The organism is Corynebacterium sp. H128 (genome assembly GCF_037482625.1).
Taxonomy (GTDB): domain Bacteria; phylum Actinomycetota; class Actinomycetes; order Mycobacteriales; family Mycobacteriaceae; genus Corynebacterium.
This window is the reverse complement of sequence record NZ_JBBHKW010000006.1, coordinates 1-12737: the sequence shown is the minus strand read 5'-3', so window position 1 is coordinate 12737 and position 12737 is coordinate 1. Positions and strand designations below refer to the sequence as shown.

The window sequence follows — 12737 nt, the reverse complement described above, 5'->3', positions numbered from 1 at the left end:
ACACATGTTCCACCCCAAAGCTCAAGCCTGGCATTTTTGTGATTAGGATCACTTTTTAACCATACTCGCTGCTCAAGGCAGGCAATCCACTCAAGGACAGACCAAGCTTTCTAGACCAAGCTGTACATCTAAGGGGCGCATTGCTAGGGTTTTGAACAGCAATATAGAAAGCTCTGTCTAGAAAAGGATCATGTCATGAAATTCCGTCGCACCGCAGCCCTCGGGCTGGCCACCATCCTCGCCGCTACCTCCCTCACCGCCTGTGGCCGGGGAGCTTCCGACGAAAACACTATTAAGATCGGCACCACCGAATCAGATATGGGCTACTGGCAGGTATTCGAAGACGAGGCTGAGAAGGCCGGAATTGAATTAGACACCACCCAGTTCGCCGATTACAGCACTCCAAACCGCGCGCTCTCCGAAGGCGAAATCGATGTGAATCTCTTCCAGCATCTGAAGTTCCTCTCCGAATACAATACCGGCGCGAATGACACCCTAGTGCCGATCGGTTCCACTCAGATCGTGCCACTGGCACTGTACTGGAAGGATCACAGCAGCCTCGACGGTATCGAGGGGCAGGAAGTTGCTCTTCCCAACGATCCCTCCAACCAGGGGCGCGCAATCAACGTCCTGGTACAGGCGGGATTAGTAAAGCTCAAGCAGGAAGGACTGGTCACTCCGACCCCAGCAGATGTTGATGAAGCTGCCTCCAAGGTCAAGATCACCCCGATCGACTCCGCACAGACCCCTGCGGTCTACGGTGAAGGCAAGCCAGCCGTAATCAACAACACCTTCCTAGAGCGCGCAGGCATCGACCCTACCCTCGCAGTGTTCAAGGACGATCCGAACTCGACCGAGGCTGAGCCATACATCAACGCCCTGGTGGTTCGCGCAGAGGATGTAAATAATGAGAAGATCGCTAAGCTCGTCGATGTTTACCACACCCCAGCTGTCCAAGAGGCCCTCGCAAAGGACTCCCAGGGCACTTCGGTAGCGGTCAAGCGCCCCCAGGAAGAGCTCAAGGCTATCCTGGATCGACTGCAGGCTTCCTCCAAATAACTCCCAAGGATCAATACCCAGTGTCTAACGCTACGCGCCCCGGAACTCGCATCCAGTTCCGGGATATCACCAAAGTCTTCCGCACAGATAAGAAGACCCTGCACGCCATCGACGGCGTCACCTTGACCGTCGAGCCTGGCGAGATCATCGGCATCATCGGCTACTCCGGCGCGGGTAAATCCACGCTGGTGCGGCTGATCAACGGTCTCGAAACCGCGACCAGTGGTGAGCTGCTTCTCGACGACCTGAACATCGTCGGCATGCCCGAAAAGAAGCTCCGCGCCACCCGCCGCGATATCGGAATGATCTTCCAGCAGTTCAACCTGTTTTCCTCTCGCACCGCCGCCGGCAACGTGGCCTACCCGCTCGAGCTGGCCGGTATGCCCAAGGCCGAACGGGACAAGCGCGTAGCGGAACTGCTGGACTTTGTCGGACTGGGCGACAAAGCCAAGCACTACCCCGAGCAGCTTTCAGGTGGGCAAAAGCAGCGTGTGGGCATCGCCCGCGCACTGGCAACCCAACCTAAGCTGCTGCTAGCGGACGAAGCTACCTCGGCGCTCGACCCGGAAACCACACACGACGTACTCGAACTACTGCGTCGAGTGAACAAGGAATTCGGTATCACCATCGTGGTGATTACTCACGAAATGGATGTAGTCCGCTCCATCGGAGACAAAGTCGCCGTCATGGAGTCCGGCAAGGTGGTTGAGTACGGCACTGTCCATGAGGTGTTCTCCAATCCGCAGACCCCCGTAGCTCAGCGCTTCGTGGCTACTTCCCTGCGCAATACCCCAGACCTAGTGGAAGCCGACGAGCTCCTCCGGCGCCCGGGGCGAATCTTCACGATCAACCTCACTGAGGAGACTGGCTTTTTCGCCGCGTCGGCGGACGCGACCAAGGCCGGCGTCAACATCAATATCGTGCACGGTGGCATCACCACCCTGCAGCACCATTCCTTCGGAAAGGTCACCGTACAGCTCACCGGACCCGAAGACGCTGTTGAGCGCTTCTACCAGTCCGTATCCGCCAACGCAGAGGTCGAGGAGATCAAGCGATGACCGAAACTATCCTCGCAGCAAACTGGGATCGCCTCGGCGACCAATTCGTAGAATCCATCTGGGACACCCTCTACATGGTGTCGATCACGATGGTCGTCGGCGGCCTTTTGGGACTTGCCTTGGGCATCTTGCTGTACACCACTCGCTCCGGCAGCATCCTGCACAATAAGGGGCTGTACACGGTGCTGAACATTCTGGTGAACTTTGTCCGGCCGATCCCCTTCATCATCCTCATCGCTTTCATCGGCCCAGTGACCAAAGCGATGATCGGTTCGACCATCGGCATCGATGCCGCTGTGTTTGTCATGTCAGTTGCGGCTACCTTCGGCGTGGCCCGAATCGTCGAGCAGAACCTCGTGGCTATCGACCCAGGTGTAATTGAAGCCGCGCGGGCAATGGGCGCGTCCCCTTGGCTCATCATCCGCACTGTGATCATCCCGGAGGCGCTCGGCCCGTTGATCCTCGGCTATACCTTCATCTTCATCGCGGTAGTAGATATGTCCGCGATGGCCGGTTACATCGGTGGCGGCGGCTTGGGCGACTTCGCGATTGTGTACGGCTACCGCTCCTATGACCCAGAGGTCACCTTGGCAGCAACCGCAGTGATCATCGTGATCGTCCAGATCGCCCAGCTCCTCGGCAACTGGTTGTCCAAGAAGATCATGCGTCGCTAGTCTAAGTCCCGCAGTAGGTCACGTACCCCGAAGCGGCCGCTTGGTAGTCCTGCTCAGGCTTGGTGAATGGATCAGAAAGCACTTCCTGCAGCGCCAAATATGGCGCAAGGTCACCGGCTAGGGCAGCGTCTAGCGCGCGCTGCACTACCTCATTACGCGGGATGACCTGCGGGTTTTTCCCAGGCATCGTAGCGTGGGCCAGGGTGTGATCCGGCTGTTCAAGAGCGAGTCGCTCAAACCACTTGTTGATCTCGCTGGGATCCGACGTACCCAGCTTCTCCGCCCACACCTCCAACAATGCGGCGCGGAAGGCTGGCTCAAAGTCGATCTCTTCCTCCAGACACTCCGCCAGGCGCATTAGGTTCCACTGCATCATCGCGGGCTGACGCCCATAGGCATAACGCTTACCGACGTCAATAGAGCTAAAGCACGCCCCCGGGTCGTGTGCATCTAGGAATGCGCAGGGCCCAAAATCGAGGGTTTCCCCAGATATGCTGCAGTTGTCGGTATTCATCACCCCATGGACGAACCCGATGCCCATCCACTGGGCTACCGTCTGCGCTTGCCGGGAGACCACAGCGCTGAGTCCACCTGGGAACCGCTCCCACGCATAGGAACTCAAACGTTCCAATAGTTCCGGGCTGCCATTACGTCGCACTAACTCAAAGCTGCCTACTCGCACATGTGATTTGGCTACCCGTACGCACACCCCAGCCGGGGTGACTAACTGCCGCTGGATTTTTCTGCCTGTGCTCAGGACGGCAAGGCCACGCGTGCTAGCAACGCCCACTGAGTGCAGGTACTCAGAGATGAGGTATTCGCGGAGCATTGCGTCGAGAGGTCCGCGGCCATCCCCGCGGCGGGAGAATTGGGTCCGCCCCGTCCCCTTGGCCTGCACCTCGCGTCCGGAGAATTCCCCGAGGAGGATAGCGCGGCCGTCGCCAAGCAGCGGCGAATACTGCCCAAACTGGTGACCGGCGTAAGCCAGTGCCCACCCGCCGTCGTGTCCGAGTAGGAAGTCAATCCCCTCGTCCGAACGCAGCCAATCGGGGTCCAATCCGAGTTCTACAGCTAGTGGCTCATTCAGCAACAGCAGTTCTGGTGCAGGCGCATCCTCACCTCGTGCTGGGTAAGCGAGCTCCGGGAGTGCGGCTGCGAAGGAAGATTCAGGAACCATGGTGCCCCAGTATAGGGCCAGCGTGAGCCAGCGAACTGATCTACAGTCAAATCATGTACAAGGTGTTCTTGCGATTGTTGCTCGGCGCACTTGCCATGACTGTTGTCGGTCTACTCATGGCGTTTTTCCTGGTGGATACCACCGGGTTCGCGATAGCAATGCTGATGGTCGTCTTTGGGTTTCCCCTCACCATCATGTTCGGTGTCTTCACTCTGATCGCTTTTCTGCTCCCCCGCAATGTAGCGAAGAATTGGACAGACGGAAAGGTCGGCGTGGGGCGGGTCCGCGATTATCACCACATGTACCGTGTGAACAACCGTCACGTCTATCGAATCAACATGCAGGTCGAAGGCGAGGACGGTGCGATCTTTGCGGGGTCGCTGAAGTCCACCGTCGGCAGTCGACGACTATCAAAATTGACGCCCAACACCATGATTCCGGTGATTTACCAGGCATCCAAACCAGAAAAGCTGTATGTTCCACACGGCCCGCTCCAACACCGCGCCCAGCTGTTTTATGACTATGCCTGCCAACGTGAAGGTATCCTCGATCAGCAGACACTCAACGCGCAATATTGGGGCAACGAAGCTCGGGCCATCATCGCGGATATGCAGCAAACAGGTCGCAAGCGTGAGGATGCCCTGGAATGGAACTTGAGCCTCAACGTGACCACCCCGACAGGTCAGCAGTTTCCGGCCAGCGCACGCCTGTACCTTACTGAGGAGAAGTACTTACAGCTACGCAATGCCAGCTATGTAGAGGTCAAGTATCTCCCGGCCGACCCATCGGTGGTCGCGGTGCGCATCCCTAAGGAAGTGCGACGATGATCCGTCTCCTCATCACTAGGACGCTGCAGCTATTCATCATCGTCATCATGTTCCTTGTGCTGAAGTCGCACTGGGAAGATCGCGCAATTCAATCCACCGAGGATCTCATCATCGGTGGTGTCGTCTTCTTAGTAATCGGATGTGCAGCCCTTGCCTTCGTTTCCAAAAAGATGGCGCCCAAGGATGTAGCGGCACGCTGGCGTGAGGGGCGCGTTGGCGTGGGCACTGTGCAGTCCTTTTCCCGCAGTGGCCTGCGCAAAGGAGTGCGCGCTTATCAGATTAAAATGGATGTGGAGAGCGAAGACGGCGCTCGGTTCCAGGGAAGCATGGTTGCGGCCGTCGGCAGGCGTCGCCTGGGCTCAGTGGTTCCCGGCGCTCAGTTTCCGGTGATCTTCCAACCTAAAAAGCCAGCAGCGCTCTATGTCCCGCATGGTCCGTTCCGTGAGCGAGCACAGCTGTTCTTTGACTTTGTCTGCCTGCGTGATGGATTCCTGGATCAAGCAACCTTCGATGCGATGTACCACGGTGCACCGGCACGAGCGACCATCATCCAGCATTCGGTCACTGGCCGAACCATTCCCGGCAAGCACGAAGTTCAGCTGAAGCTCACGGTGTTTACTCCACACGGGGAGAGCTTTCCCAGCACTGCAACCTTGTTTGTAGATAGCTATGAAAAGGCTTCCCTTGTGCAAGCCAACTATGTGGAAGCACGTTATCTCCCACACTGGCGCGAGAAGGTTGCGGTACAGATTCCGCGGCTTCCGCAGGAGCTGCGCTGACCCAGGCTACTGGACTAGGGTACTGGGGTAGGAAGAGATTAAGGACGCGAGAAAAGTGACTGACTTTCAAACGTGGCTCAGACAAAACCAGCTAGATCAAGCGCTCGCCAATGGCACCTTGTTCCAGCAGACCGGCAGCTTTAACGACGGCTGGACGGACATCGTCGGAAACGAACTGCGGATGCGCGGTTGGAGTGGCTCTTCTACAGGCGGCAGCAGCTCGAACAACAACAATAACAATAATAACAACAATAATAACAATGGCTGACCTGCAATTATTCCATCAAGCCATCAAGCTGACCTTCGTCCCAAACCAGTACTGCAACCTGGGATGCTCCTATTGCTATCTTGGGGATCTCACCGAAAACCGCGACACCTACGATGATGTGGTTTCCCAGTTCCACTTGATTGCTGGCCACCTTGAACACCAGGGCATCCTCATTGATGCGCTTCTCCTCCACGGCGCCGAGATCTCATTACTCCCCCAGCCAGTACTCCGCGAGCTCTTCCAGGCCTACTTCGACTACCGCGAGCGCTACCGCAGCGAGCTGAAGGCGCTGGGTAGCCGCACGCTCAGCCCAATCCACATTAAGACAAACCTGTACAACTTTCATGTGCTCCGGCCACTGTACGAGGAGTTCCGTGTCTCCATCTCTGGAAGCTTTGACCTCCCCTTCTCGCTGCATCATGAGCTACGCACCACTAAGCAAGGCAAGTCCACGCTCCAACGCACTCGAGACAATGTGCTGCTTCTGAAGGACTACCCTTACGCCAAGGGGATCAGCTGCGTCGTCGGAAAGGAGCATCTCCGACGGATCGCCGAGTTCATCGCAGACATTGAGTGGCTGGATGAACATGGTTTCGACATGTGCACCGACTTCTACATCATGTTCGCTTATGACAGCGCCAACTCCAGCTACGTCTCCCAGCTCGACCAGGAAGAAATGGTCGCTTTCCTGCGCGCGCTGCAAGAGCACTTCCACGGCACCAAGTTCGAGCGCGCCATCTACTACGAATGGTTCAAAGAATTTACCCACGGCTACTGCACGAACCAGATCAACTGCGGTGAAAACAACTTCCTGGTCCAGAAAGACGGCGATGTCTACCCGTGCCATCGTGGCCAGGCAGAACCCGCGCTCAAGTTCGGCAACATGGTCCAGTTGGGTATGCCGGAGCTTATCGACGCCGGTTCCCGCACCATCGCACAATACGAAGCCAACAACGAACCCCTCTCCCAAGAATGCCGCGCCTGCCCCTGGTTCTATCTCTGCTTCGCCGGCTGCCCCATCGAGCGCAACAACACCCGCGGCTCGCGCGCCTATACCTGCTCGCTACAGAAGGAGCTCTATAAGGCGCAGCCGAAACGCTTCCCGCCCAAGCCAGCGGAGAGTCGCCGCCTCGTCGATGCCTTCATCCGGCAAAATCAGCCACACATTTACGACGACCTCACCGTGCCGCGTCTGATGAACTTCAACCCCGAGCTGCTTGACCCGGTTAATGCACTGCCAAACCTTATTTCCCGCGATCCAACACTGCAGGAAATGTACCGCCTTGGCGCCATCAAACTAGTGGTCAATGGCCAGGCAACTGATTTGTTCTCCAGCCACCTCTACGGGCGGATGACTCAGGTGACGCTGCGGCCAGATGATGCGGTTTTCATCGCCGTCGATAAGGCGTATTGGCAGGTGAACGGTGGCGGTGACGCATCGAACGCAGTCAAGGTGCAGCTACTCTCCGATGCGCCAGTGGTGTACGGCGATGAGCAGCGCACCAAGATGAGCCACGTGGCCACGCTGGATGCCTACCCGGCGCAGCTGCAAGAGCTAGCCGACGCCTGGCTACTTGACCTCACACCGTTCTTAGCTCTCCACGCCCCGGGCTTCCTGCCTGACTTTGGCAACCTGATCTCGGTGACCACGCTGCGCGCTAGGGAATATCACTACTCCAAGCACGCGAAGAATGCGTTTTACCACATGGAGACCATTAACCTGCCATTCCCAGAATTCCGATTCTCCTGGAAAGCATAATCAGAAATCTTCCCCGCCAAACAGCGCAATACCACCGCATACATGGGCCGTTAGCGCAGGTTGACGGGGAAAATTTCGTCCGATATTTTGTGGCACAAAGTTAACCTGCACGCTACGTCTGGGCGCTAAGGTCAAAGCTATGCGGAAACTTCTTAAAGTCCTCGGTGCTTTGGTCCTCGTTGTGGTCTTGGTGGTTGCCACCATCGCCGGCATCAACGCCTATAACACCAAGCGCTACGCGGTCCCGGGCAGCACCGACCTGCAAGATAAGTCCACCTACGAAATCAATGCCCAGGTCAAGAGCATCGAGGGCGACTACCTCAACGGTTTCCACTTCACCCCGAGTGAACGCAAGCACCGCGGCACCGTCGTGGTGTTCGGCGGCTCCGAAGGCTCCCCCAGCTATCCACTAGGCAAGCAGCTCTCAGAACAAGGCTACGAAGTCCTCTCCCTGTTCTTCTTCGGCCAGCCCAACCAGCAAGCTGACCTCGCTGAGGTGCCTTTGGAGTTCTATGATGAGGTCTCAGCCTATCTGGACACCAACATCACCAACCCTGGCCCAGTCACCGTGATCGGGGCGTCGAAAGGCGCAGAGCTCACTGCCAACCTCGCTGCCCGCGGCGCACGGATGGACAATATCGTGCTGTACACCCCATCCGAATACACCTATCAAGGACTTAGCTTCGGCCGCGAGGAACATTCTTCTTTCACCAAAGATGGCCAGCCCGTGCCCTACCTCTCTTTCCGAGACGCAGAGCCAAAGGCCAGCTCAAAGATGTTCTTTGACATGATGCTCGGCCTTCCCACTGCGTACCGAGCCACCTACGAGTCAATGCCGGAGCGCGCCGCCAATGCCGAAGATGCCCGGATCCCGATCGCGAATTTCCAGGGCAAGGGTCTCCTCTTCGCCGGCGAGCAAGATGCGATGTGGCAGGGAGACGTTGCCGCCCGCGGACTCGCGGAACGCAACCCGAATCTGGAAGCACACGTCTACCCGAACGCCGGCCACATATTTTCCGAGGACATCACCACCTTCGGCCGCTCCTGGGAGAAAATGCTCGGCGGCACCGTGGAGGGCAATCGTACGGCCAAGCAGGAATCGGACAAGGTACTGCTAGCAAAGCTCGCGGAATGGCACGGCTAACGCGTCGCTTGTTCCAGCAGGTACGCCACGTGTTCGTAGCCGAGCCCAGTCTTCTGTTCCAGCCCCATTTCGCAGGTACGGTTCGCGGACACGAAAGAATCGATATGTCCGTCCTGCTCTGCTAGCGCTAGCCCAGCACGCTCATCTGCGGTAGCCGATTCGAGCAGTTCTGGGTGCAGCAAACCACGGTCTCCTGCGGTACCGCAACAAGTAGCACCGAGTGGGATGAACGCATCGCTGGCGGCAAAGGAAGCAACTGCCATCAGTGGCGTGACCAGGTCTAGGTGTTGTATGGAACAGTTCGGGTGTACGGCTACGCGCCCGGCAGGATTGCTCACTGTCAACTCAGGTAGCAGCGCGGCTGCCCAGGCGACGGCATCCAAAATCTGGATCTGCTGCCAGCGGGCGAGCTGTTCTTCCGACAGTTCAGCTGGGACATCATGCACCATTCCGTGTGTACAGGATGATGCATCCACAATGATGGGCAGCGTGCCGGATTCTGACCATGTCCACAGGTCTTCTAGCAGCTGTACCGCCATATAGTGCTTGGCATCGCGGAAGCCTTTGGAGCTAAACGGTGTACCGCAGCATGTGCCGGCAACATTGTCCGGGATGTGCAGCGGCTTGCCTGCCCGCGCCGAAAGCGCGACCAGCGTCTCCGGCAGTGAAGGCCCGGATCCGCTACGACCAAACATGCGGTTAATGCACGCCGGGAAGTAGATCGCAGCCGCTCCACTGCGGGTAGTGCTCGGCAGTGCGGCAGAGGCCGGAGGCAGGCCGTCCTTGGCAGAGGGTACGAGGTCTTCTGAGACTACGCTGCGCACTATCCCGGTGAGGGCTCCCAGCACGTTTGCTCCAAGCTCCGGACCCAGTACTTTCTGCACTGCTCCGGCGGCGCTCAAACCGCCACGGGCAGCTTTTTCTACCGCTGCCCAGTTCTTGGCCAATCCGAGTGCGACTTTGTTCGCTTGGGCAGTTTGCTGCGTCGCCCGGAATGTTTTCATCAGCGCCCCAGTGTCAATGGAGATCGGGCAGGAGATGGCGCAGGTGCCGTCCGCTGCACACATATCGATGGCGTCGTAGCCATAGTCGTCGAAAAGCGCGGCAAGCAGGGCGGAACCTGCGGGCTGGCGAGCCATTTCGCGGCGCAGCACGATGCGCTGGCGCGGGGTGACGGTGGCGTTACGCGATGGGCACACGGGTTCACAGAAACCACATTCCACGCAGTGCGTCGCCTCGGCTTCAATGCGCGGGTAGGACTTGAAGTTTTTGAGGTGAATGTCCTGGTCGCGCGTGAGCTTGACGTTGGGAGCGAGGAGCCCGTCTGGGTCCAGGAGCTTCTTGACCTGCCACATCATTTCAAAGGCGGTGCTGCCCCATTCGCGTTCCACATGGGAGGCCATCGCGAAGCCGGTACCGTGTTCGGCCTTGAGGGAACCGTCGTAGCTGTCAAGGACCAATTCGGCCAGCTCGTCGATGAAGATTTCATAGGCCTGCACTTCAGTAGGGTTGTCAAAGGCTGGCGTCATGAAGAAGTGCAGGTTACCGAATGCCGCATGCCCCATCACCATCTCCGGGTAACCGTGTTTGCGCAGCAATGCCATGAGATCCTTGGCGGCCTCGCCGACCTGGGCGGGCGGGAAGCACACGTCCTCGGTGATGAGTGCGGTTCCTTCTTTGCGCTGCTTGCCGAAGAGGGCATACAAGCCGCCACGGATTTGCCAGGCCAGATCGATGTCCCGTTGATCCCGCATGAAGTCCAGCGGAGCGGTCAGAGGCGCACCTGCGAGCACAGCCTCGGCGGCGGCGATCTTGGCCTGCAAGTCCGCCTCATCTAGGCCGGCGATTTCCAGCAACAGCGCAGAAGCATCGTCATCGAGTTCTGACCATTCGGCCGCCGCGCCCTTGAAGTTACCGACGGATTCCCGCAGTACCGGGCTGACTAGGATTTCACAGGCGGCAGCACCGGCCGCCATGAGCTTAGGTACGTACTCCGCGGCGGAAGCCAGTGTTGGCAGCATCACCCAGGTCACTGCCTTTTCTGTTGGCAATGGCAAGGTGCGCAGGTCCGCATCCGCGATGAATCCGAGCGTGCCTTCCGATCCGACCATGAGACGACGCAGGATACCGACCGGGGTATCGGCATCAAGGAAAGCATCAAGGCGAATGCCGTTGGTATTGCGGATTGAAAACTTGCGACGCAGCCGCGCCACGAGGGCTTCATCGGCAAGCAACCGCGCACGAATATCCAGCAGACCGCGCACCAACTCCGGTTCCGCAGCGGCCAGGCGCTCCTCGGCATCTGCCGCACGCGTATCGACGACCGTTCCCGACGGCAACACGATCGTGGCATCTTCGATCGAATGATAAGAATCCTCCGCGACAGTGCATCGCATTCCGCCCGAGTTATTGGCCAGGATGCCGCCGATGGTTGCCACCACCGCAGATGCTGGATCTGGAGCAAAGCGGCGCCCTGTGCGCGCGAGCACAGCATTGAGCGCGGACAGGGTTTCGCCGGGACGAACGTGCACGGTTTCGCCTCGAACTTCAATGCCCCGGAAATTGCTCCGGACGTCCACGAGGATGTCGTCGCACTGCGCCTGACCGTTCAGGGAGGACCCACCGGAGCGAAAAGTTAGGTGGCGGCCGTTCTCACGGCAGTACGCGAGCAGCCGCTGCATGTCCGCGATGTCCCGTGGCGAGACCACAACCTGCGGGAAGAGGCGATAGTGGCCGGCATCCGAGGCGTAGCGCACCAGGTCAAGGGCCCGGGAATGGACCTGTTCCTGCCCTAGCAGCGCCACCAGATCTTGCTTTAGCTTTTCCGGGGTACCCGCTGCCAGTTCCTCGGGAAAATGATCCGGAAAACCCTCCGCACTCCCCGCAGGCTTAGCGATTTTAGAGGTATCAAGTGTGAGGAGTTTAGCCATAAGCCGAGTATAAAACGTGTGCTAGTGCAATCGTGGCACTATTGCTCGTATTTTCCAGGCTTTACCTGCTTTCGGGGCATCCCCACACGAGGAGATCACGCCCTCGACTGGACGCTGCTCTAGCACGACCTCCCATTGCCGGCCATCATTGTGGCTGACCACGTCACCACTGACCACAAGTGCACCGAGTCGCACAACTTCGCCGTGTTCCACCAAGCGGGTAGCTACCGCCAGTTCGGCGGCTTGTTCCGCAGCCGGATAGCAGCTCCGCCCGCGATTGCCGGCGAGGAACAGCTCGCCGCGTTGAAAGTGGCGCACCATGTCTGCGGCCGCGTTTTCCCCTAGGTGCCCGAAGGAGTAACCCCAGGGCAGCGCGATAATCGAGGGGGCAAAGCGGTGTCCTTTGGTATGCGAGGATTCCCAGACAACATCACCGCCGAATTCGCTTTCAAGTGCAGCTGCCAGCGGGCGCCCTTTGACAGCGCAGCACATATCTCTTTTGCCATGCGTACACACCAGCACCACTGGATGGGGCACGCGTTCGCCCCCGGAAGTCCCCGGCGCGCTGATATCTAGGTTAAGTAGTTCCGCCACACTATTGACGTGCAGTTTTTCTACTATCCCGTGCTCCACAAACGCGATAAAAACGGTGTGCCCTGCACGCTGCTGCCCCTCTCGTCCGGGTTTACGGATCAGCTGCAGGCTAGCGCCGAACTGCTTGAGGTATGCAGCGAGGCGCGCCGTCGTCTCGGAGTCGAAGGCATCGCCGTCCATGATGTCCCGACCCCAGCCGTGCAGGTGCTCAAAGGCTACAAAGATGGTTCCGGTCTTTGCTGTACCGGGTAGCGGCTCGACGCGATTGTCGGAGCACAGTACGGGGGCCAGTTCGGTGGTCATACTCCCACACTAGCGATGTGAAACAAGGTTAGCCTAACTTGAACTGGCCCCCGAAAGTTGGACTGGTTTAATTCTAGGCGGTTAGGGGTTCAAGGGTCTGGTTCCGGTAGTGCATCGGAGTCAGACCCTTGAGTCGTTTCTGGAGTCGTTCGTGGTTGTACCAGT

General features: G+C 58.4%; 12 protein-coding genes. 8 read left to right on the top strand and 4 right to left on the bottom strand.

What is annotated here, in order from left to right; translation table 11 throughout:
- The first annotated feature begins 195 nt into the window (after nt 1-195).
- Genes WG915_RS06680 through WG915_RS06670 form a run of 3 tightly spaced genes read left to right on the top strand, consistent with a single transcriptional unit; the run spans nt 196 to nt 2791 of the window.
- Nucleotides 196-1059, top strand: a complete 864-nt coding sequence (locus tag WG915_RS06680) for a MetQ/NlpA family ABC transporter substrate-binding protein (RefSeq protein ID WP_339564603.1) — start codon at nt 196-198, stop codon at nt 1057-1059.
- Nucleotides 1056-2117, top strand: a complete 1062-nt coding sequence (locus WG915_RS06675; protein ID WP_445227795.1) for a methionine ABC transporter ATP-binding protein — start codon at nt 1056-1058, stop codon at nt 2115-2117. Before WG915_RS06680 ends, WG915_RS06675 begins: the two co-directional genes overlap by 4 nt.
- Nucleotides 2114-2791, top strand: coding sequence for a methionine ABC transporter permease (locus tag WG915_RS06670; protein ID WP_339564601.1), 678 nt, complete (start codon nt 2114-2116; stop codon nt 2789-2791). The genes WG915_RS06675 and WG915_RS06670 overlap by 4 nt, the downstream gene beginning before the upstream one ends.
- Before the next feature lies 1 nt (nt 2792).
- Here WG915_RS06670 and WG915_RS06665 read toward each other — a convergent pair whose 3' ends face one another.
- Nucleotides 2793-3968, bottom strand: a complete 1176-nt coding sequence (locus WG915_RS06665; RefSeq protein WP_339564600.1) for a protein adenylyltransferase SelO family protein — start codon at nt 3966-3968, stop codon at nt 2793-2795.
- A gap of 53 nt (nt 3969-4021) precedes the next feature.
- Here WG915_RS06665 and WG915_RS06660 point away from each other — a divergent pair, with 53 nt between their 5' ends.
- The 5 genes from WG915_RS06660 (at nt 4022) to WG915_RS06640 (ending at nt 8745) form a co-directional block, all read left to right on the top strand.
- Nucleotides 4022-4795, top strand: a complete 774-nt coding sequence (locus WG915_RS06660) for a hypothetical protein (RefSeq protein ID WP_339564599.1) — start codon at nt 4022-4024, stop codon at nt 4793-4795.
- Nucleotides 4792-5574 (top strand): hypothetical protein, encoded by a 783-nt coding sequence (locus tag WG915_RS06655; RefSeq protein WP_339564598.1) that lies wholly within the window; start codon nt 4792-4794, stop codon nt 5572-5574. The genes WG915_RS06660 and WG915_RS06655 overlap by 4 nt, the downstream gene beginning before the upstream one ends.
- Before the next feature lie 55 nt (nt 5575-5629).
- Nucleotides 5630-5842 (top strand): hypothetical protein, encoded by a 213-nt coding sequence (locus WG915_RS06650; protein ID WP_339564597.1) that lies wholly within the window; start codon nt 5630-5632, stop codon nt 5840-5842.
- Nucleotides 5835-7601 (top strand): radical SAM protein, encoded by a 1767-nt coding sequence (locus WG915_RS06645; RefSeq protein WP_339564596.1) that lies wholly within the window; start codon nt 5835-5837, stop codon nt 7599-7601. The genes WG915_RS06650 and WG915_RS06645 overlap by 8 nt, the downstream gene beginning before the upstream one ends.
- 139 nt (nt 7602-7740) lie before the next feature.
- Nucleotides 7741-8745 (top strand): alpha/beta hydrolase family protein, encoded by a 1005-nt coding sequence (locus WG915_RS06640; protein WP_339564595.1) that lies wholly within the window; start codon nt 7741-7743, stop codon nt 8743-8745.
- Here the strand turns inward: WG915_RS06640 and WG915_RS06635 are convergent.
- The 3 genes from WG915_RS06635 to WG915_RS06625 all read right to left on the bottom strand — a co-directional run.
- Nucleotides 8742-11675: an FAD-binding and (Fe-S)-binding domain-containing protein gene (locus tag WG915_RS06635; RefSeq protein ID WP_339564594.1), complete on the bottom strand. Its 2934-nt coding sequence runs from the start codon at nt 11673-11675 to the stop codon at nt 8742-8744. The two genes, WG915_RS06640 and WG915_RS06635, sit on opposite strands and share 4 nt — an antisense overlap.
- A gap of 21 nt (nt 11676-11696) precedes the next feature.
- A complete protein-coding gene (locus WG915_RS06630) occupies nt 11697-12572 on the bottom strand; it encodes a sucrase ferredoxin (RefSeq protein ID WP_339564593.1) in 876 nt (291 codons plus the stop codon).
- A gap of 73 nt (nt 12573-12645) precedes the next feature.
- The coding region (locus WG915_RS06625; protein ID WP_339564728.1) for an IS3 family transposase at nt 12646-12737 on the bottom strand (92 nt) is incomplete at its 5' end.